The 21,268-nt window shown below is 74.3% G+C and carries 12 protein-coding genes; 10 read left to right on the forward strand and 2 right to left on the reverse strand.

What is annotated here, in order from left to right:
• Positions 1-115: 115 nt before the first annotated feature.
• The 10 genes from RBJ77_RS12755 to RBJ77_RS12800 all read left to right on the forward strand — a co-directional run bounded on the left by RBJ77_RS12755 (position 116) and on the right by RBJ77_RS12800 (position 17,965).
• Positions 116-2,206, forward strand: a complete 2,091-nt coding sequence (locus RBJ77_RS12755) for a CDP-glycerol glycerophosphotransferase family protein (protein ID WP_372345092.1) — start codon at positions 116-118, stop codon at positions 2,204-2,206.
• A 63-nt stretch (positions 2,207-2,269) separates the two neighbouring features.
• Positions 2,270-3,823, forward strand: a complete 1,554-nt coding sequence (locus RBJ77_RS12760) for a glycosyltransferase family 39 protein (RefSeq protein ID WP_372345093.1) — start codon at positions 2,270-2,272, stop codon at positions 3,821-3,823.
• A gap of 93 nt (positions 3,824-3,916) precedes the next feature.
• The gene (locus RBJ77_RS12765; protein WP_372345094.1) at positions 3,917-4,633 is read left to right on the forward strand and encodes a methyltransferase domain-containing protein; all 717 of its coding nucleotides are present in this window, start codon (positions 3,917-3,919) and stop codon (positions 4,631-4,633) included.
• 135 nt (positions 4,634-4,768) lie between these two features.
• Complete coding sequence (locus RBJ77_RS12770; RefSeq protein WP_372345095.1) at positions 4,769-6,502, forward strand: hypothetical protein; 1,734 nt, start codon at positions 4,769-4,771, stop codon at positions 6,500-6,502.
• A 75-nt stretch (positions 6,503-6,577) separates the two neighbouring features.
• Entirely contained in the window at positions 6,578-8,416 is a 1,839-nt protein-coding gene (locus tag RBJ77_RS12775) for a hypothetical protein (RefSeq protein WP_372345096.1), read from the forward strand.
• Positions 8,413-9,537, forward strand: a complete 1,125-nt coding sequence (locus tag RBJ77_RS12780; protein ID WP_372345097.1) for an acyltransferase family protein — start codon at positions 8,413-8,415, stop codon at positions 9,535-9,537. Before RBJ77_RS12775 ends, RBJ77_RS12780 begins: the two co-directional genes overlap by 4 nt.
• A gap of 60 nt (positions 9,538-9,597) precedes the next feature.
• Positions 9,598-10,440 carry a TylF/MycF/NovP-related O-methyltransferase gene (locus tag RBJ77_RS12785; RefSeq protein ID WP_372345098.1) on the forward strand — a complete coding sequence of 281 codons (843 nt, stop codon included), beginning with the start codon at positions 9,598-9,600 and terminating at the stop codon, positions 10,438-10,440.
• Between the two features lie 147 nt (positions 10,441-10,587).
• Entirely contained in the window at positions 10,588-14,100 is a 3,513-nt protein-coding gene (locus RBJ77_RS12790) for a CDP-glycerol glycerophosphotransferase family protein (protein WP_372345099.1), read from the forward strand.
• Positions 14,097-16,829, forward strand: coding sequence for a CDP-glycerol glycerophosphotransferase family protein (locus tag RBJ77_RS12795; protein ID WP_372345100.1), 2,733 nt, complete (start codon positions 14,097-14,099; stop codon positions 16,827-16,829). The genes RBJ77_RS12790 and RBJ77_RS12795 overlap by 4 nt, the downstream gene beginning before the upstream one ends.
• The gene (locus RBJ77_RS12800) at positions 16,826-17,965 is read left to right on the forward strand and encodes a glycosyltransferase (protein ID WP_372345101.1); all 1,140 of its coding nucleotides are present in this window, start codon (positions 16,826-16,828) and stop codon (positions 17,963-17,965) included. The genes RBJ77_RS12795 and RBJ77_RS12800 overlap by 4 nt, the downstream gene beginning before the upstream one ends.
• Positions 17,966-18,152: 187 nt before the next feature.
• On the opposite strand, the gene RBJ77_RS12805 is transcribed toward RBJ77_RS12800, so the two are convergent.
• Together RBJ77_RS12805 and RBJ77_RS12810 are read right to left on the reverse strand one after the other, a co-directional pair.
• Positions 18,153-19,016, reverse strand: coding sequence for a class I SAM-dependent methyltransferase (locus RBJ77_RS12805; protein ID WP_372345102.1), 864 nt, complete (start codon positions 19,014-19,016; stop codon positions 18,153-18,155).
• Between the two features lies 1 nt (position 19,017).
• Positions 19,018-21,243: a CDP-glycerol glycerophosphotransferase family protein gene (locus RBJ77_RS12810; protein ID WP_372345103.1), complete on the reverse strand. Its 2,226-nt coding sequence runs from the start codon at positions 21,241-21,243 to the stop codon at positions 19,018-19,020.
• Between the last annotated feature and the right edge of the window lie 25 nt (positions 21,244-21,268).

Consider the following 21,268-nt stretch of genomic DNA (forward strand, 5'->3'; position numbering starts at 1 on the left):
CGTGTGGGTGACTGTGCCCTGGTGGTGCCCCTGGCGGCACCCCCGGTGGCGCCGCCGACAGGGCGCCCCGATCAAACCCCTGCGCGGACGAACCGCCGTAGTACCGTCAGGCGCTATGTCCCGATTCTCCGTAGTTGTCCCCGCCTATCGCGTCCAGGGCTACCTCCGTGAGTGCCTGGACTCCGTCCTGACGCAGAGTCACACCGACTGGCAGCTCACCGTCGTCGACGACGCCTCGCCGGACGCCTCCGGGGCGATCGCCGAGGAGTATGCGGAGCGCGATCCGCGGGTGCAAGCCGTCCGGCTCCCGGAGCGCGCCGGCGTCGGCGCCGCCCGCAACACCGGCGCCCGGCACGCCACCGGCGACTACCTGCTCTTCCTCGACGCCGACGACACCCTGCTGCCCGGCGCCCTCGCCGCGATCGACGCCGCGCTCACCGAGGGCGGCGACCCCGACGTGCTCGTCTACGGGCACGACCGCACCGACTGGTGGGACAAGGTGTGGGGCGGCGGCGACGACTTCGGGGCGGGCGATCCGCTCGCCCTCACCCCCGCCGCCTGGAACCGCGCCGTACGCCGCGACTTCTGGACGGAGCGCGCCCTCGCATTCGCCCCCGAGGGCCCGTACGAGGACGTCGTCCCCGCCCACCGCACCGTCCTGGAGGCGACGGCCCTCGCCACCCTGCCCCGCCCCTGCGTCCGCTGGCGCAAGCGCCGCGCGGGCAGCATCGGCGGCACCCCTGGCCCGCAGCACCTCGCCGTCGTGGAGCGGTACGGGGAGCTGCTCGCCGCGACGTCCGCCGCGGCCCGGCTCTTCCCGGTCGCGGTCGGCCGGATCCTCGCCGTCCTCGACGACGGCTCGCGCACCGCCCCCGCCGACCGCCCCGAACTCTTCCGCCTCGCCGCCGAACTGCACCGCGCCCACCGCCCGGTCGGGCACACCCCGGAAGGCCCCCGCGAGCAGGCCCTCGCGGCCGGCTCCTGGTCCGCGTACGAGAAGGCCGAGAAGGCCAGGTCCCGGAAGAAGTCGGTGCGTTCGGCGCTCGTCCGGCGCAAGAAGAAGATCCGCTCGCGCGTCATGAAGGCCGCCTACCGCACCGATCTGCGCACCGCCCGCCTCGACCCGGACCTCGCCGTCTACGGCGCGTACTGGAACCGCGGCGTCAGCTGCAACCCGGCCGCCATCCACGCCAGGGCCCGCGAGATCGCCCCGCACGTCAACGGCGTCTTCGTGGTCTCCAGCCGCCACCAGGACCGGGTCCCCGACGGCGTCCCGTACGTCATCGAGGGCTCGCGCCGCTACTGGCAGACCATGGCCACGGCCACGTACCTGATCAACAACTCGTCGTTCCCCGGCGGCTTCACCAAGCGCCCCGGCCAGGTCTACCTCCAGACCCACCACGGCACCCCGCTCAAGAAGATGGGCCTCGACCAGCGCCGCTACCCGGCCGGCACGCACGGCATCAGCTTCGCCAAGGTCCTCGCCCACACCGACCAGTGGGACTACAGCCTGTCCAGCAACCCGCACTCCACCCAGGTGTGGGAGCGGGTGTACCCGTCGGCCGCGTACACGCCCCTGGAGGCCGGCTATCCGCGCAACGACGTCTACTTCACCACCGGCGACGACGAGATCCGCCGCATCCGCCGGGAGCTGGGCATCGCCGACGGGCAGCGCGCCGTCCTCTACGCGCCCACCCACCGCGACTACCAGAAGGGCTTCCTGCCCCGCCTCGACCTCGCCCGGTTCGCCGACGCCCTCGGCGACGACCACGTCGTGCTGGTCCGCGCGCACTACTTCTACGGGACGCGGGCCGGGCTCGCCGACGCCCATCCGCGCCTCCTCGACGTCACCGGCCACGACCGCGTCGAGGACCTCTGCCTCGCCGCGGACGCGCTGGTCACCGACTACTCGTCCCTGATGTTCGACTACGCGTGCCTGGACCGGCCGATCGTCACGTACGCCCCCGACTGGCAGGCCTACCGGCTCGCCCGCGGCACCTACTTCGACCTCCTGTCGGGACTGCCGGGCGACACCCCGGGCGCCGTCGCCGTCACCGAGGAGGAGCTGCTCGCGCACTTCCGGGACGGCACCTGGGACACGGCCGCGACGACCCGGCTGCGGTCCGCGTTCCGCGAGCGGTTCTGCGGCTACGACGACGGGCACGCGGCGGACCGCGTGGTGCAGGCACTGTTTCTGAACGGGTGACGTTCGCGCGGCGCGGGCCGCCGGAGCCCGGGGCCCGGCCGGCCGGTCGGACAAGCTCGGCACATGCCGCTGAACACGCAGCTCGGGCCCGTGCGCGCACGGGCCCGAGGGCCTGTCTCCCAGGAGGGACCTGGGAGACAGGCCCTCGCCGTCGGCGTCCCCGGCGCCGTCGCCCTGGTCCTGGCCCTGTGGCACCTGGACCGCGGGACGATGTGGCGCGACGAGGCCGCCACCGTGATGGTCGCCTCCCGCTCCCTGCCGCAGCTGTGGCACGTGCTCGGCACGGTCGACGCCGTGCACGGCCTCTACTACCTGCTGATGCACTTCGTGCTGCCGCTGCACCCGGGCGAGTTCACGCTCCGGCTGCCGTCCGTCGCCGGGGCCGCCGCCACGGCCTGCCTGGTCGCCGCGCTCGGCACCCGCCTGGTGCGGCCCCGGGTCGGCCTGTGGGCGGGACTGCTGTACGCCGTCTCGCCGTTCACCCAGTACTACGCGCAGGAGGGCCGCTCGTACGCCCTGGTCGCGGCCGGTGCGGCGGGCGCGACGCTGCTGCTCGTGCGCTGCGTGGACCGGCCCACGGCCCGCGCCTGGGCCGGGTACGCGGCGGCCGTCACGGTCACCGCCTGGCTGCACGAGTTCGCGGCCCTGGTGCTCGCCGCGCACGCCGTGACGCTCGCGGTGACCCGGGTGCCGGGGCGCGTGTGGCGCGGCTGGGGAGCCTCGGCCGGGTGCGCGGCACTGCTCCTGCTGCCGCTGGTCGCGGTGACGCACGGGCAGAGCGGGCAGGTCGCGTGGATCCGGCGGCCCGGCTGGACGGATGCCGCGGCGCTGCTGCGGGCGGCGACCGGACGCCACGAACTCCTGTGCGCGGCAACGCTCGCGCTGATCGCGCTGGCCGTGGCCCGGCCGTCGGCCCGGCGGGCGCCCGGCGCGTGCGGACTGGTCGCGACGGCCCTGCCGCTCGCCCTGGTCCCGCCGCTCGTCCTCTTCACGGCCTCCCAGTGGCATCCGCTGTACGCGGCCCGGTACGCGCTCTTCGCGTTCGCCGGGGTGCCGCTGCTGGTGGCGGCGGGCGCCGGGACGCTGCTGTCCCGGGTGCCGCGCCTGGTGCCGGGCGCCGCGACCCCGGCGCTCGCGGGCGCCGGCCTGGTCGCCGCCGTCTTCCTCGCCCAGCTGCCGCTCCAGGAGCAGCAGCGCTCGGCCGCCGCCCGGAGCGACGACCTCGGCGCCGTCGCCCGGCTGCTGGCGGCGCAACTGCGGCCGGGCGACCCGCTGTTGTACCTGCCCAAGACGGGCCGCCGGTACGTGGAGGCGTACCCGGCGTCGGTCGCGGGCGTCCGGGACGTGTCGCTGCGCACGTCGGGCGCCGCCTCCGGCACCCTCTACGGCATCGACGTCGGCCCCCGCGAACTGGCCGCCCGCATGGCCTGCCTGCCCCGCGTCAGCGTGCTCTACGACGCGGACGCCAGCCGGCCGGGCTGGCACACCCGCTCCACCGGCGAACGGGCCAAACTCGCCGTCCTGCACCGGGACTTCGTGCCGCTCGGCGAGGAGCGGCGCAGGAGCGGGCTGCTGGTGCTGTACGCACGGGTGGGCGGGCCCGCGCCGGGGTGTTGACGCCGGGCGTGACGACCTTGCGCGTACGGCAGTTGGTCAGGCATTGCCTCGGCATGCTGCGCCGACGCAACCGAGCCGAGAGGAACCGGCCTCATGCACGCATCCGCCTACGCCCACATGAAGCTCTGCGTCGACCAGTACCTGCCCGCGGAGGGCCGGCACCGCGTCGTCGACCTGGGGTCGCGCATCTCCGACAAGCAGGTCCGCACCCACCGCGCCCTGCTCACCGGGCACGACATCGACTACGTGGGCGTCGACGTGCTCGACGGGCGCAACGTGGACCGCGTGATGACCAAGCCGTACCGGATCCCGGTGAGGTCCAGGAGCGCCGACGTCGTCATCTCGGGGCAGGCCTTCGAGCACATCCCGTTCTTCTGGGCGACGATGCTGGAGATCGCCCGCGTGCTCAGGCCGGGCGGCACCGCCCTGATCACCGCGCCCTCGCGCGGCCACGTCCACGACGCGCAGGACTGCTGGCGCTACTACCCGGACGGGATGCGCGCGCTCGCCGCGTACACCGGGCTCGAACTCGTCGAGACGCACACGGACTTCCCGCCCTTCAAGGGCATCCGCCACGACTACCCGGCGATCGACGCCGCCCACTCCTACTGGGGCGACACCGTCGGCGTCTTCCGCCGCCCGCGCAAGTACCCGGCGCTGCGGATGCGGCTCGTGCGCGGGGTCACCTGCTGGTGGGCGAACCGGGTCGGGGGCGTGGAGGGGGTTCCGCTGCCCGGGGCGGTGGCGGGTCGGGAGCTGTGCGCGCGGCCGGCGGCGGCCCCGGCCCCGGTGCAGGAGCCGACCGGCTGAGGGCGCCGCATCGTACGGGCGCGCGGCACGCCGCACGGTGGGCCGCTGTGCCGGGCCGGGCCCCACCCGATGTGTACGTTGCCCGATATGCCCACTTTGCTACTCAGGTCCGGTCGGACGGCGGACGGCGTCCCCGTGCCGCGCGGACCCCGGCTGCCCGGCCTCGGCCCCGGATCCCCGGCGGCCCCCTGGAACCTCGCCCTGACCGGAGCCCTCACCGCCCTCGCCGTGCTGCTCGCCTGGCTGCACCGCTGGGCCGGCGACGACTCGCTCATCTACACCCGCGCCGTCCGCCAGATCCTCGCCGGGAACGGGCCCGTCCTCACCGCGGGGGAGCGCGTCGAGACCTCGACCGGCACCCTGTGGCAGTGGCTCGTCGCCGCCGCGTCCTGGCCGGGCGCCGACCCGCTGACCGTGGCCGTGTACCTGGGCCTGCCGTGCACCGCCGTGGCCCTCGCCCTCGGCGTCCGCGCCGCCTGCCGCTTCCACGGCACGGGCCTGCGGATGCTGCCCGTCGGCGTCCTCGTGCCGCTCGGCGTCGAGGTGTTCTGGGACTACGGCACCTCGGGCCTGGAGACCTCCCTCGTCTTCGCCTGGCTCGCCGCGGCCTGGTGGCTGCTGGTCACCGGGTACGCGGTCCCGGCCGGGCGGCGCCACCTCGTGACCTGCGTGGTGCTGTCCCTCGGGCCGCTGGTGCGGCCCGACATGGCCCTGGTCAGCGTCGTGTTCGCGGCGGCGCTGTGGTGGACGGTCCGGCCGGGCGTGCGGACGAGCGCGCTGTGGGCCCTCGCGGCGACCGCGCTGCCGCTGGCCCACGAGGTGTTCCGCGCGGGCTACTACGGCCTGCTCGTGCCGATGCCGGCCATCGCGAAGGAGGCCGGACAGCCGTTGTGGGAGCGGGGGTTCGTGTACCTCGGCGACTTCACCACGCCGTATCTGCTGTGGATCCCGCTCGCCCTGCTCGGCCTGTCCGGCGCGCTCGCCCTGCTGCGCGGACGCTCCGCACGGGCGGGGCGGGGCCGGGCCGTCGTCGCGGGCGCACCCGTCCTCGCGGGCCTGCTGTCCTGGGTGTACGTGGTGCGGGTCGGCGGTGACTTCATGCACGGGCGGATGCTGCTGCCCGGCCTCTTCCTGGCGCTGCTGCCCGTGCTCGTGCTGCCGGCCCGCCGCACCACCCTCGCCCTGGCGCTCGCGCTCGCCGCCTGGGCCGTGCCCTGCGCGCTGCTGTGGCAGGCGCCGCTGCGCGGCGGCGACACCATGTACACCGTCTACAACCAGCGGCTCAACTACCAGGACACCACGGGACAGCGGCACCCGATCACCCAGCGCGACCACGGCGCACGCCCGCTGCAACTCACCACGCAGCTGCGCAGGGCGCAGGCGAGCGGCGCGCGCTCGCTCGTCGTGGAGTACGTGTACCGCAAGCGGTTCGCCACCCTGCCGCTGCGCGCCGACCGGCCGGGCCCCGTCGCGCTCGGCGCCGTCGCCCTCGGGCACGCCGGGGTCGTCACCCCCCTCGACGGCCGCCTCGTCGACATCATGGGCCTCGGCAGCCCCTTCGGCGGCCACATCCACCCGTACTGGTTCGGCAAGGCCGGGCACGAGAAGGCGCTCGACCCGGCCTGGATCATCGCCGACTCCACGCCGCCCGGGACCGTGCCGCCGCCGGGCGTCGACCCGGCGAAGGTGGCGGCGGCCCGGCGCGCCCTCGGCTGCCCGGTGCTGCGGGACATGCTGGCGGCCGCCCGGGCGCCGCTGACCCCGCACCGCTTCTGGACCAACCTCACCGGCGCGTGGGAGCGCGGCGCCGTCCGCTTCCCGAACGACCCGCGCGCGGCCGAACCGGTGCTGTGTGCCGACAGGCCCTAGGGGGCGCAGGTCACGTCCGTGCCCCGGATGGACCAGCACGTGTGACCGAACGGGCGGTGGGGTGTTGGGCCCTTGATGAAGATCTTGCTCCGGCCCCCCGCCCTGTCCCGGCCCACCGTCCCCGGCGCCCGTCGCCCCGGCGCGCCACCGGGTGCGGCGCACCGCGGGTGGGCCGTGCCCGGCGCCGTCCTCGCCGGCACCGCGCTCGTCGGCCGGCGGGCCGCCGGGCTCGGGCAGTGGGTCGTCGACGACGCCGCCGTCACCTTCGCGTACGTCCGCAGCATCGGCGAGGGGCTCGGTCCCGTGCAGCAGCCGGGGGCCGGTCCCGTCGAGGGGTACTCGAATCCGGCGTGGGCCGCGCTGCTGCTCGTCGGCCGGGTGCTGGGGCTCTTCGACCACGGCGCCTGGTTCGGGGTGAGCGATCTCGCGCTGTTCCCGAAGGCGCTCGCGCTCGGCTGCGTCGCCGCGACGCTGGCGTGCGTCGGCGCGGTGGCGCGGGTGGCGCTGCCCGGGCGGGCCTGGCTGGTCGTCCTGCTCACGGGCGGTCTGCTCGCCGCCGACCACGCGTACGTCGTGTGGTGCTTCTCCGGCCTGGAGAACGCCCTGTACGGGTTCGCCGCCGCGGCGCTGGCCCTCGTCCTGGTCCGCGGTGACGGGCTCCGCCAGGCGGGAGGCGCCGCGCTGCTCGCCCTGCTCGCCGCCCTCACCCGGCCGGACGGGGCGGTCCTCGCCGCCGCCTACCCGCTGACCGTGCTGCTGCTGCGCCGGCCGGGAGCCGTCCGCGGCATCCTCGTCAACTGCGGTGTCTTCGCGGCGGGTTACGGGACCTTCCTGCTGGCGCGGCACGCCGTGTTCGGCCTGTGGGTGCCGAACACCGCCGTCGCCAAGTCCCAACGAACCCCGGAAATCGCCGAGTTGGCGAAGGTGTCCGAGCTGATCGGCTACGCGGGCTGGGCCCTGGTCCTGGTCTGCGCCGGCTGCGCGGGAGCCGTCGTGGCGCGCGGCGGACCGGTGCGCCGGACGGTCGGTGTGCTGTGCGTGCCGCTCGTCCTCACCCTGCTCGCGTACGGGGTGCTCGCGCCGGACTGGATGCCGCTGTACCGGTTCGCCACACCGGTGTGGGTGCTCGGCGCCGCCGTCGCCGCGCTCGCCGTCACCGCCGTCTGGGACGGGGCCCGGCCGCGGGCCAGGGCCGCCCTGGCCCTCTCCCTCGCGGGCGCGCTGACCCTCTCCGTCGCCGGGCAGCAGCAGCGCGACGAGGGCTTCCGGCGGGAACCGACGCTCTCCATGTGCTGGGTCGCCGACCGCTACGGCCGGACGTTCGACGCGTACGCCGACCGGCTCGCCCTGCGCCCCGGCGCCACCGTCGCACTGCCCGACCTGGGCGGGACCCTGCTCACCTCGCGGCTCCGCGTCGTCGACCTCGCGGGCCTCACGGACCGCAGGATCGCCGCCGCGTACGCCGCCGGCGACCGGGCCGGGCTGCGGCGGTACGTGGTGCGCGAGGTCCGGCCCGAGCTGCTCCACGTGCACGCCGCGTGGGTCGGCAGGACGGGGCTGACCCGGGCCCGTCTCGCCGCGGCCGGGTACGTCCCGCTGTACGTGGAGGACGACGGCGGCGACTACGTCCTGGCCTCCGCGGTCCCCGGCGGCCCGCGCCGCGTCGCCGCGGTGCGGGAGTGGGCCGGGCCCCGGCTCGACCGGATGCTGCACGAGAAGCACGCGGAGGGCGGCCGCCTCGGCGACTGCGGAGCGCGGCTCACCCCGGAGCGGGTCGCCTCGGCCGCGCGACCGGCCATGACACGCCCGCACCCGCTCGTACCGGGCAGCCCGCCGGACACCACCGCGGAACCGATTCCCCTGGCCCCCGTGCGGAGCGCTCCCGTCGTCGTCGCGGAGGCCCCCCTGCGATGACCACGATCCTCGTCCCCCGCCAGTCACCCGCGCGGCGGCGCCCCCGCTCCGACCGCCTCGACTCCCTCACCGGGCTGCGCTTCCTCGCCGCGTTCGCCGTGTTCACGCACCACTTCACCGGTGTCAGCGCCGCCGGCGGGGTCGCCCACGCCCCGCTCCTGTTCCCGTACTCGACGATGGGGGTCAACGGCGTCGGGTTCTTCTTCGTCCTGTCCGGGTTCCTGCTGGCGTGGGGGCACCGGTCCGGCACGCCGGCCCGGGTCTTCTACCGGCGGCGGGCCGGCCGCATCCTGCCGCTGCACCTCGCCGCGACCGTGCCGTGCCTGTGGGTGTTCCACCTGTGGGGCGGCGTCCCGTTCGACCTCGCGAGCTTCCTCGCGTCGCTCGTCCTGCTGCAGACCTGGTTCCCTGACGTCGTACCGATGTTCCCGGGCAACGGGGTCTCGTGGACCCTGAGCGTGGAGGTCTTCTTCTACCTGCTGTTCCCGCTGGTGATCCGGGGCGCGTACCGGCTGCGCACCCGCACCCTGCTGGCCCTCTCGGCCGCCGGGCTCGTCGCGATGTGGGGCCTCAACTGGTGGGCCGCCGTGCACCTTTCGCCGTCCCGCGCCGAGTGGGTGATGCGTCTGCCGGTGACCCGGCTGCCCGAGTTCGCGCTCGGTCTGACGCTCGCGCTCGCGGTCGGCCGCGGGCTGCGGCTGCCGCTGCGGCCCGGAGTCCTGGCCGCGCTGTTCGCCGCGTACACGGTCGGGTACGTCCACCGGGACGCCTGGTTCGCCGAAGCCGTGGCCGATCAACTCGCCTGGTCCGTCCGGCCCTTGGTCGCGCTGTTCTCGGTGGCGGTGATCGTCGCCTGCGCGGGGCGCGAGCGGGAGGGGCGGCGCGGCTGGCTCTGCTCGGCGGTCATGGTGCGGCTGGGCGCCTGGTCCTACGCCTTCTACCTGCTGCACCAGACGGTCAACCGGCTGATCCTCGACCGCTGGGGCAGGCCCGACCCGACGAACCTCTCGGTCTTCACCCTGCTCGGTGTCGCGGCCGTCGTCGTCGCCCTGTCCTGGGCCGCGTACCGGTACGTCGAGGAGCCCGCCCGCCGCTGGTGGGCCCGGCGTCAACCTACGTGACGTAACGGCCAGTTGACGGATTGTGACAGGAAGGGTGAATTGCGCGTACTGTCCCGCTGCATGGCATGGAAGAAAGCCGTCAACGGCGCACTCCGGACACTCACCGGATACCAGCTGACCCGCCCGGAGGTGCCCGCCCAGCGCGCCCAGGCCCCGAAGCCGACCCCTCCTGCGCCTGCTCCACAGCCCCAGGCGCAGCCCAAGCCGAAGCCGAAGCCGAAGGAGCTCAAGCTCCCCGTCGACTACGACGACGAGGCCAAGGACACGATCCGCGCGGTGAAGCCGTGGACCATGACGTCCCCCGAGCGGCTCAACGCGTTCATCCTCGCCACCCGGCACATCGTCAGGCACGGCATCCCCGGCGACATCGTCGAGTGCGGCGTGTGGCGCGGCGGTTCGATGCAGGCGTGCGCGAAGACGCTGCTCGGCGCCGGTGCCACGGACCGCGACCTGTACCTCTTCGACACGTACGAGGGGATGACCGAGCCCACCGACGAGGACCTGCGGCGCGACGGCAAGCCGGCCGCCGAGCTCCTCGCCGCGCAGGGCAAGGACCGCCCGGTGTGGGCCGTCGCCAGTCTCGACGACGTCAAGTCCGGCTTCGAGAAGGTCCCTTACCCGGCCGAGCGCATCCACTACGTGCAGGGCAAGGTCGAGGACACCGTCCCCGCCCAGGCACCCGACAAGATCGCGATCCTGCGGCTCGACACCGACTGGTACGCGTCCACGAAGCACGAACTCGACCACCTCTACGACCGGTTGGTGCCCGGCGGCGTGCTGCTCATCGACGACTACGGCTACTGGCAGGGCTCCCGCCAGGCCGTCGACGAGTTCCTGGAGCGCACCGGCGAGCGCCTGCTGCTGCTCCGCATGGACGAGGGCCGCATCGCCGTCAAGCCCTGACCCGCCGGCAGGTCCCGGCCCCCGGCGCGGTCGCCGGGGGCCTTCGTGCGATCACCCGTATGGCCCAGTGCAAGTGACCGGGCGCGGCGACGCCTGTTGTTAACGAGTAGGCCTCCCGCAGTTCTCCGGAAGGATTGTGCGCCGCGCATGACACCCCGACTGTCCGTCGTCGTCCCGATCTACAACGTCGAGGAGTTCCTCGACCCGTGCCTGCGCTCTCTGGCCGACCAGACGGCGCACGACCTGGAAGTCGTCATGATCGACGACGGGTCCACCGACGACAGTCCGGAGGTCGCCCGCGCCTTCGCCGACGCGGATGAACGGTTCGTCCTGGTCCGGCAGGAGAACGCCGGCCTCGGAGCCGCCCGCAACGCCGGCGTGCGCCGCGCCACCGGCGCGCACCTCGCCTTCGTCGACAGCGACGACGTCGTACCGCCCGACGCGTACGAGCGGATGCTGGCCGCTCTGGAGCGCACCGGCTCCGACTTCGCCACCGGCAACGTGCACCGGCTGCGCGTCGACGGCGTCCAGGAACAGTCGCCGATGTTCCGCCGGATGATGGCCGAGGACCGCGACGCCACCCACGTCACCGAGCACTGGGCCCTGATCGGCGACCGCATCGCCTGCAACAAGGTGTTCCGCCGCGACTTCTGGGACCGGCACGGCCTCGCCTTCCCCGAGGGCGTGCTCTTCGAGGACACCCCGGTCACCGTGCCCGCGCACTTCCTCGCCTCCCGCGTCGACGTGCTGAGCGAGCCGGTCTACCTGTGGCGCGACCGCGACGGCTCCATCACCAACCGGCGCGCCCAGGTCCGCGCCGTCCGCGACCGCACCGCCGCCGTGCTCTCGGCGAGCGGCTTCCTCGGCGAGCGGGCCGGGCAGGCGCGCGCCGCCAAGGACCCGCGCTCCGAAGCGCTCTGGCGCGAGGGCAAGCGGCGCTACGACACCTCCGTGCTCACCGGCGACCTGTGGCTGTTCATGCAGGCCCTGCCGCACGGCGAGCACGCCTTCCACGAGGCGTTCCTGGACCGGGCCCGCGCCTTCGCCGCGACTGTCGATCCCGGCGTGCTCGCCGAGCTGCCCCTCGCCCTCCGCGTGCGATGGCACCTCGTCCAGCACGCCGGGATCGACGAACTGCTGGCGTTCATGGCGTACGAGAAGGTGAACCGCGGCGCGTTCCGGGTGCGGGGACTGCTGCGCAAGCGGGCCGTGTTCCCCGGCGTCGTCGCCCGCACCCCGCGCCGGGTCGGCGGCATCGGCCGCCCGGACCTGCCGCTCGAGGCCCGGCTCACCCAGGCCAGCTGGGGCGAGGACGGCACGCTGCGGCTCAAGGGCTTCGGCTACGTCCGCAACCTGCCGGCCGGACGGGTCGGGGCCCGCGCCCGCGTGGCGTGGCTGCGGGCCGGCAAGCGCCGTGCGGTCCCGGTGAAGCTGAGCACGGTGCGCGAGCGGGCGGCGACGTACCACTCGCGGCAGACGCTGCACAGCTACGACCGGTCCGGCTTCGAGGCCGTCGTCGACCCGCGCAAGCTGGTGACCGGGCGGGCCTCCACCACCTGGAACCTGGAGATGGCGGCGCTCGCCGGCGGTCCCGTGCCCCGCACGGGGCCGGTGCGGATGTCCGGGCCCTGCCCGCTGCCGGTGCGCTACCTCGGGGACTTCGAGCGCATCGTGCCGGTGCTCGCCGACGGCCGGCTGCGGCTGCGCGTCGAGCGGCTCACGGCCCGGCTCACCCGGCACCGCGTCGAGGACGGCGGTCTCTGGCTCGAAGGGGAGCTCGCGCCCGGCGCACCGACGGGCCCGCTGGTGCTGCGGGTGGAGAACTGGCGCACCAAGGCCGCCCACGACCTGACCACGGAGACGACGGGGCGGACCTTCCGCGCGCGGGTGCCGCTCGACGCCATCGCCACCGGGGACGACGTGCCGGACGGGCAGGCCGAGCCGTGGGGCGTCGGCCTGGTGCGCGACGGCAAGTGGCAGGCCCTGCCCACGCCGGTCGACACCGCGCCCGGCCACTACGGTCTCGGCGACGGCCGCGAACTGATGGTCCTCGCCAACCCCAACGGCAACACCGAACTGCGCGACCAGCCCGTCCGCCCGGTCGCCGACACCCTCACCTGGGCCGACGGGCAGCTGCACGTCGCCGGTGACTACGCCCGAGCGGACGCCGGAGAACGCGAGCTGGTGCTCGTGCACTCCGGTCACGACGAGGAGGCCGTGGCCCCGCTGACCCTCGACGGCGGCCGGTTCGAGGCCGTCCTGCGTCCGCACGCCGTGCCGGGCCCGGCCGGAACGCTGCCGCTGGCCGAGGGCCGCTGGTACCTGTTCCTGCGCGAGCCGGGCGACAGCGACCCCGAGCGGCGCCTTCCGGTGCTCGTCGCGCCCGCCGCACACAGCGCGCTGCCGCTCTCCGCGCACCTCGGCGGCCGCGACTTCACCGTGGAGCGGCGCCACCACGACCGGCTCCTCCTCGTCTCGCACTCGGCGCTCCCGGAGGCCGACCGGGGCACGCAGGCCCAGGCCGAGCTGCGCACCCGCTACGCGGCGTGGCGCGCGGAGCCGCTGCGCGACGCCGTCCTCTACACCAGCTTCGACGGCCGCCAGTTCTCCGACTCGCCGCGCGCCGTGCACAGCGAACTCCTGGCGCGGGGAGCGGAGGTGGAGCACCTGTGGGCCGTCCGCGACCAGCAGGTCGAGCTGCCACCGGGGGCCACGCCGGTCACCCTGTGGAGCGCCGAGTGGTACGCGGCGCTGGCCCGCGCCCGCCACGTCGTCACCAACACCCACCTGCCCGAGTGGTTCGAGCGCGCCGAGGGCCAGTACGTCGTGCAGACCTGGCACGGGACTCCGCTCAAGCGGATCGGCCGCGATCTGCTCGGCAGCGTCTCCGCGGACCCGAAGTACATCGCGACGCTGCCCGCCCGCGCCGACCAGTGGTCGCTGCTCGTCTCGCCCAACAGCTTCTCGACACCGGTGCTGCGCAGCGCCTTCGGCTACACCGGCTCCGTCCTCGCCTGCGGCTACCCCCGCAACGACGTGCTGCACGCCCCCGACCGGGCCAAGCACGCCGCGTCCGTCCGCGACCACCTCGGCATCCCCGAGGGCAGGCGGGTCATCCTCTACGCCCCGACCTGGCGGGAGAACCAGCCCCGCAGGTCCGGGCGTTACGGCCTCGACCTCCAGCTCGACCTGGAGGCGGCCGGGGCGGCGCTCGGCGACGACCACGTCCTGCTGGTGCGCCGCCACTACCTCGTCGGCGGCGCCGTGCCCACCTCCGACTTCGTGCGCGACGTCTCCCGCCACCCGGACGCGGCCGAACTCCTGCTGATCGCGGACGTCCTGGTCACGGACTACTCCTCGATGATGTTCGACTTCGCGCAGACGGGCCGTCCGATGCTCTTCCACACGTACGACCTGGACCACTACCGGGACACCCTGCGCGGCTTCTACTTCGACTTCGCCGCGCAGGCGCCGGGGCCGCTGCTGCGCAGCAGCGACGAGGTGATCGCTGCGCTCCTCGACCCGGACGCCGCCGTCGCCGGGCACCGGGAGGCGTACGCCCGGTTCCGCGAGGCGTTCTGCGACCTCGACGACGGCACCGCCGCCGCGCAGGTCGCCGACGCGATGCTCGCCCACGTCGCGGACGGGGGCCGCCGATGAGGAGCGTCGCCGAACTCTTCGACGTCAGCGTGGTCGTGGACTGCGCGCCCGGCACGGACCCGAAGCGGTTGCGGGCCACGGTCGCATCGGTCCTCGACCAGACGCTGGCCGGCACCGAGGTGGCGCTGAGCGGCGAGGGAGCCGACGCGTCCCTGGCCGCCGACCACCCGCACCGGGTGCGCGTCGGCGCCCCGCGCGGCACGTACGTCCTGTCGCTGGTCCCCGGCGAACGCCTCGAACGCGACGCCTGCCGCAACCTGTTCGCCGCCGCGCGGCGCACCGACGCCGACCTGGTCGCGGGCCGCTGGACCCGGCTCACCGGCAAGGGCGCCAAGGAGGCCGCCCCGTCCTGGGCGGCCGGCCTGTACGCGAGGTCCCGGGTGGTCACGGACCTGGCCGAGGCGCCGGAACTGGTGACGCGGGACGCGCTGGCGGCGGGCCACTGCGTGCGCAGGGCCTGGGCGGGCAGCGTGCCGCAGGGCGCCGCCGACCCGCTCGCGCTGGCCCTCGCCGCCCGCCGGATCGCGCTCGTCCCCAACACCGTCACCACCGGCCGCGCCGCCCCCGACCCGCTCACCGGCCTTCCGGCCGCCGCCGCCGCGCAGCGTCACGCCCTCGCCCTGCTCACCGATCCGGCGCTGCGGGCCGGGCGCGCCGAAGCGTTCCTCGCCGACCACGTGCTGCCCTGCGTCCGGGCCCTCCTGGCCGTGGGCCGCGAGCGCCGGGCCGGGCTGGTCGCCGAGTACGCGCGGGTGCTGGACGGACTCGTCCACGCCGACGCGGCGGGCTCGCTGGAGCCGCAGGAGCGGATCGCCGTGCTGCTGCTCGCCTCCGGCGACGCCGACGGGGTGCGGGACGCCGCCTACGCGCTGGAGCGGCCCGGCACCGTCGTCACCCCGCTGGTGCGCGGCGACGGTCGCGTCCACTGGAGCGCGGCGCACGCCACCACCTCGTACGACGTGACCGAACTCGGCCATCAGCACCGGGAGTTGGCGGACCTCCGGCTGTTCAACCGGGTCACCCGGTGCGGGCGGGAGAGCGGGCGGCTCGTCGTCGAGGGCGAGGTCGTCGTGCCCTTCGACCTGTTCGACGGGGTGCGGGCGGGCGTCGTCGGCGCCGTGCTCGACTTCAAGGTGCGCGACGCGGGCGAGAAGACGGTGCCCGTGCCGGTCGACGACGTCCGGCTCAAGGGCGACCGGCTGGTCTGGCGCGCCGTCGTCCCGCTCACCCGGGCGCTGCGGCCGCGCGGCATCGGGGACCGCGTGTGGGACCCGCGCCTCGTCCTCGCCGTCGACGGCCGACTCCTGCCGCCGCTCGACCTGTTCGCGGAGAAGGAGACCGTGCCCGGCAAGGAGACCGCGCTGCCGGCCCGGCCCCGGCTGAGCCGCCTCACCGCCGACACCTGGCAGCCCTACGTCACCGCCAAGCACCATCTCGCCGTGTGCCTGCTGCCCCGCCGGCGCCCGGCCCGCGCGGCCAACGCGCTCGCCCGGTACGCCACGAACTTCCGGCCCGCCCGCATGCTCAAGCAGCTGTGGAAGAAGCTCGGCAGGAAGTACGAGGCCCTGCACAGCCGGCGGGTGAAGGTGCGCGTCTACCGCCGCGTCCTGCGCCGGCTGCCGGTCAGCCGCGGCAGCGTCGTCTTCGAGAGCCACATGGGCCGGTGCTACGGCGACAGTCCCCGGGCCGTCCACGAGGAGCTCGTCGCCCGCCGCCGCGGCGCCCGCGTCGTGTGGTCGTACGCGAAGGACCCGACGGGCTTCCCCCGGGACGCCAAGCTGGTCGAGCGCTGGTCCTGGCGCTATCTGTGGGCGCTGGCCCGCGCCGAGTGGTGGGTCGACAACCAGGGCTTCCCGCACGCCCTCGACAAGCCGGAGCACACCACGTACCTCCAGACCTGGCACGGCTCCGCGTACAAGCGGATGGGCTTCGACGAGATCCGCCACAAGACGCAGAACGCCCCCCAGCGGGACGGGCTGGCCCGCGCCGTGGACCGGTTCGACCGCTTCCTGGTCCGTTCCGAGCGCGACGTGGCCACCCTCGCCCGCGCCTACCGCATCCCCGAGGACCGGCTGATGCGGATCGGCTACCCGCGCAACGACCGTCTCGTCGCCGCCCGCGAGCGCGACGAGCGCGAGGGCCGCTTCCCGCGCCCCGCGCTCGCCGCCGAGCTCGGCATCCCCGACCACAAGACGATCGTCATGTACGCGCCCACGTTCCGCGGCGTACCGAAGGACAACAGGAAGGTGCGGCTCCAGCTGGACGTGGGGAGGTTCGCCGAGCGGTTCGGGGACACCCACACCCTCCTCGTGCGCGCCCACTACATGGAGGCCGCCGCCCTTCCCGTCACCCCGCCCGGCACCGTCGTCGACGTCTCCGCCCATCACGACGTGAGCGAACTCCTCTGCCTCGCCGACGTGTTGATCACCGACTACTCGTCGATCATGTTCGACTACGCGCTCCTGGACCGCCCCCTGGTGCACTTCGCCCCCGACCTCGACGCGTACGCGGCCGAACGAGGCAGCTACTTCGACCTGCGCACCCGCGCGGGCGGCCCCGTCGTGGAGACGCAGGACGAACTGCACCGGATCCTCGCCGCGGTCAAGGAGTCCGACGGCGACTGGCAGGAGGCGCGGCGCGCGTTCGCGGCCGAGTTCGGCGCCTACGACGACGGAGGCGCCGCCCGCGCCGTCGTCGACGCCCTCTTCACGCGAAAGGCAGGCAAGTGACCAGGGACCTGTTCCTCGTCGCCAACACCACCGACGAGCTCGGCGGCGTCACCTCCTGGACCCACCAGATGGCCCGCCTGTTCACCGGCGCGGGCCACCGGGTGCACGTCATCGGCGTGCACGAGCACGAGCTGAAGATGCGGCTGCCCGCACAGCCCGGCTACGACATCACCGCCCTGTACCCGGCACATCCGCCCACCCCCCGGCCGCTGAAGGGGGCCGTCCGGCTCAATCCGGCGGCCCGGCGCCGCGAGGCGCGGCGGCTCGGCGAGCGCAGGCAGGTCGTCGACCGGCTCTCCGCACTGTTCCGCGCCGCCCGGCCCGGCGCGGTCGCGGTCGTCACCCAGGTCTGGCCGATGGAGTGGATCCGCGAGGCGGACACCGCGGGCGTCCGCCTGATCGGCATGAGCCACGAGTCGTACGCGTACACCCGCGCCTGCCACCGCTACCGCTCGGTCAGGCGCAACTACCCGCACGTCGACCGCTGGCTCACCCTCACCCAGGAGGACGCCGACGACTGGATCGCCGACGGGCTGCACAACGTCGGCGCCATGCCCAACGCCCTGGCCCACCTCCCCACGATCCCCTCCCCCCGCACCGACAAGGTCGTCTGCTCCATCGGCCGCCTCGCCGACCAGAAGGGCGTCGACATGCTCCTCGACACCTGGGCGAAGGTCGCGCCGTTCCGCGCCGACTGGCAGCTGCACGTGTACGGGGCGGGTGCGGATGAGCCCCAACTCCGCAAGCAGTGCACGGAGTTGGGGCTCGACGGATCGGTGCGGTGGCTCGGGCGGACCGACGACGTGCCGGGCGTCCTGGCCGCCTCCTCCGTGTTCGTGCAGTCCTCCCGCGGCGAGGGCTTCCCGCTCGCCCTCATGGAGGCCATGGCCAGCGCGGTGCCCTGCGCCGCCTTCGACTGCGCCCCGGGCGTCCGGGAGATCGTCCGGGACGGCGAGGACGGTCTGCTCGCCCCGCCCGGCGACCTCGACGCCCTCGCCGACCGGCTGCTGCGCCTCACGGGCAACCCGCGGATGCGGGACGCCATGGGGGAGCGGGCGCGCATCAACGTCCAGCGGTTCTCGCAGGAGCGGGTCCTGGAGATGTGGGAGGAGCTGTTCGCGCTCCTGGAGCGCTAGGGCCTGTCGTCACACTCCCGTCTGCCCCGCGGCGCCTGGCACGCACGCTCGCCGCGTTGCCGAAAGGCCCGGGTAGCTCCGCTACCAGGACCTTCCGGCGCCTTGCGATCGCACGCACCAGACGCCGCGGGGCCGCCCTTCGGGCGACGACGGGAGTGTGACGACAGGCCCTAGCCGGGGAGCGGGACTACCGGCGGCCGAGCAGCGCGCGCAGCGGATTGCGCGAGACGGGCGCGGCCGCCGCGGATACGGGGCCCGCCGGCTCCGCGGTCTCGACGGGTTCGTGGCGGGAGGGCGGCTGGGCCGGCCGCTTCGCCTTCTTGCCGTCGATCCGGATCATCGAGTGCCCGGCGACCTCCTCGGCGCCGTGCCACATGTCGTCCCGGCCGGCCAGCATCCCGGCCAGCTCCCGGCGGACCGGCTCGAACTCGCCCCACGTCCCGTAGAACTTGGTCGCGGTGATGCAGATCGGCTTCAGGCCGGTGGTGGCGACGGCGCCCCAGGTCGCCGCGGCGACCCCCGGGCAGTGCTCGGCGCGGAAGTCGTCGAGGACCACGATGCCGTCCTCGCCGAGGAGTTCGCGGGCCGCCGCGATGTCGCCGTGCACGTGCTCGTACAGGTGCGAGGCGTCGACGTGCACGAACCGACAGCTGCCCGGGGCGACGAGCGAGGTGATGACGTGCGAGGGGCCCTGCACGACGCGGGGCAACTCGTCGTGGAAGGCGAGGTAGTTGGTCTCGAAGGCGGACCGGGTGAGGGTGCTGTAGGACTTGTTCATCTCCTTGTCGTTCGCCCGGTCCTCGGCGGGCGAGTCGAACAGGTCGCAGACCGTGAACGTCTCCTCCTCCGCCAGGTACTGGCCCATGAAGATGGCGCTCTTGCCCAGGTAGACGCCCAGTTCGAGCAGGTCGCCGTGGTGGGCGCGGTCGCGCTGACGGGTCAGGAACCAGTCGAAGAGGACCTGGTCGACGTTGTGGAACCAGCCCTTCACGTCGCCGAGGGCGGTCGGGCGGGGCAGGGTCGCGGCCGTGGTGGACGGCTCGTGCTGCATGTCAACTCCCAGTGGGGTGGGGTGAGATGTGCGATTCGGGTGTGGGGGTCTGGTGGGGGAGGGCGGCGTCCGGGCCCGGTGCCTGCGGCCGCTCGCCGAGCACGACGTGCCGGACGACGCGCTCGCCCGCGCGCCCGTCGTCGTACGCGCAGAACCGGGCGCGGAACGCGGCGCGCAGCTGCGCCGAGCGTGAGCCGCGCCAGTGGCCCGTGGCGAAGATGTCGATCAGCTCGTCCTCCGAGCGGGCCACCGCGCCCGGTGGGAAGGACCGCAGGTCGAAGTAGGTGCCGCGGGACGCCTCGTACGCCTCCCAGTCGTCGGCGTGGACCACGATGGGCCGGTCCAGGCAGGCGTAGTCGAACATCAGGGACGAGTAGTCGGTGACCAGCGCGTCCGCCGCGAGGCAGAGCGACTCCACGCTCGGATGGTCCGACACGTCGACGAGGCGCGCGCCGCTCGCGCGCGTGAGGGGCTCGCCGTACGTGTGGTGGGCGCGCGACAGGATCACGAAGCGCGGGCCGAGCGTGCGCAGCATCCGCTCCAGGTCGAGCGGCAGGCGCTGGGTGACCCGGTAGTCCCGGTGGGTGGGCGCGTACAGGATCGCGACCGCGTCCTCGGGGATGCCGAGGCCCGCCCGGATCAGGGCGACGTCGGCCGGACTCGCCCTGTGCAGGCGGTCGTTGCGGGGATAGCCGTACTCCAGCGTCGTGTACGAGGACGGGAAGACGCGCTCCCAGACGAGCGTGGAGTGCCGGTTGGCGGACAGCACGTAGTCCCACTTGTCGACGCTGCGCAGCAGCTGACCGAAGTCGGTGCCGCGCGCGGCCGCCGGATGGTCCTGGAGGTCCAGGCCCATCTTCTTCAGCGGGGTGCCGTGCTGCGTCTGGATCATGACCTGGCCGGGGCGCTTGACCAGCCGGCGGTCGAAGTTGACGTTGTTGACGAGGTACTTGGAGCGGGCGAGCGCCGTCCAGTACGCGGCCGTGCCCGGGGTGAGGCGCCGGGTCGCCGTCGGGATCGTGTGGTGGTGCTCGGGCGCCGCGATCCACGCCGTCCGCACGTGCGGGGCGTGCTCGCGGAACGCCTCCTCCAGGGCGCCGGGGTTGCAGCCGTGGCCGCGCCCCCAGTAGCTGGCGAAGACCGCCGCGTCGGCCCGCACGGGCAGCCGCAGCTGGATCCGGTAGTGGAGCTGCAGGGCCGCCGCCCGCAGGGTGCGGCGGGCGGCGGCCGCGTACCGGCCGACGCGCTGCTTGACGCGCAGCGCCGTCCACAGCGTCCGGTACGTGCGGTGCGAGCCGAGGCGGACCAGGGCGTGGCGCAGCCGGGTGCGGCGGCTCACGGCGGCGCCGGGGGTGCGGTAGCGGGCGTAGTGCTGCCGGGCCCTGCGCAGGAACTCGGCGCGGCTGCGGCGGGGGAGCCGGCCCCGCTTGGTGTAGAGGGTGGACAGGTGGTCGACCATGCGCCGGAACATGACCGCGCGCCATTCGGCGTCCAGGTCCGGGTGCTGGTCGAGGAACTCGAAGACGCGCTCGTACTGGTCGAAGATGTCGAAGTGCTTGCGGGACGTGGTGCCCAGGATGTTGCCCTGACGTCGCTGGCGGTAGTGGACGCAGACCCGGTCCAGGGTCGCGATGGTCTCGGAGGCCATCAGGACTGGGTAGGTCCAGGGAGTGTCCTCGTAGTAGCCGGGAGGGAACGAGAAGCCCTCCCGCTCGATGAACTCCCGGTGGTACGCCTTGTTCCAGACCACCATCAGGAGCTTCAACAGCCCTGGCCTGTCGGCGAGTTGGAAGGGCGCGGCGCCCTCCTGGGACAGCAGGTGCGCGAACTGGTTGCGGACCTCGCGGCCGTCCCAGAACGTCCGGGCGTAGTCGAACAGCAGGACGTCGGGCGAACCCGTCTCCTTGATGCGGTCCGCGATCGCCCGCAGCGCGCCGGGCGTGAAGCTGTCGTCGCTGTCGAGGAACAGGACGTAGTCGCCGGTGGCGTGCTTCAGGCCCGCGTTGCGCGCGCGGCCGAGCCCCACGTTCTCGTCGAGGTGGACGGGGATCACGCGGGCGTCGCGCGCCGCGAACTCGTCGATGATCTCCCCGCACGCGTCCGGCGAGCCGTCGTCCACCGCGATCACTTCCAGGTCCGTGAAGGACTGCTCAAGGACCGAGGCGAGGCACTCGTGCAGATATGCCTGCACCTTGTACGCGGGGACGATGACACTGAACCGGGGCAAGGTCGCACATCCATGGGTCGGCGCG

Origin of the sequence: Streptomyces sp. KL116D (assembly GCF_030766975.1) — a bacterium.
Classification (GTDB): Bacteria; Actinomycetota; Actinomycetes; order Streptomycetales; family Streptomycetaceae; genus Streptomyces; species Streptomyces longispororuber_A.

Coding starts and splice junctions, on each gene's coding strand:
- RBJ77_RS12755 (WP_372345092.1), top strand. CDS start 116: ATGTCCCGATTCTCCGTAGTTGTCCCCGCCTATCGCGTCCAGGGCTAC.
- RBJ77_RS12760 (WP_372345093.1), top strand. CDS start 2,270: ATGCCGCTGAACACGCAGCTCGGGCCCGTGCGCGCACGGGCCCGAGGG.
- RBJ77_RS12765 (WP_372345094.1), top strand. CDS start 3,917: ATGCACGCATCCGCCTACGCCCACATGAAGCTCTGCGTCGACCAGTAC.
- RBJ77_RS12775 (WP_372345096.1), top strand. CDS start 6,578: ATGAAGATCTTGCTCCGGCCCCCCGCCCTGTCCCGGCCCACCGTCCCC.
- RBJ77_RS12780 (WP_372345097.1), top strand. CDS start 8,413: ATGACCACGATCCTCGTCCCCCGCCAGTCACCCGCGCGGCGGCGCCCC.
- RBJ77_RS12785 (WP_372345098.1), top strand. CDS start 9,598: ATGGCATGGAAGAAAGCCGTCAACGGCGCACTCCGGACACTCACCGGA.
- RBJ77_RS12790 (WP_372345099.1), top strand. CDS start 10,588: ATGACACCCCGACTGTCCGTCGTCGTCCCGATCTACAACGTCGAGGAG.
- RBJ77_RS12795 (WP_372345100.1), top strand. CDS start 14,097: ATGAGGAGCGTCGCCGAACTCTTCGACGTCAGCGTGGTCGTGGACTGC.
- RBJ77_RS12805 (WP_372345102.1), bottom strand. CDS start 19,016: ATGCAGCACGAGCCGTCCACCACGGCCGCGACCCTGCCCCGCCCGACC.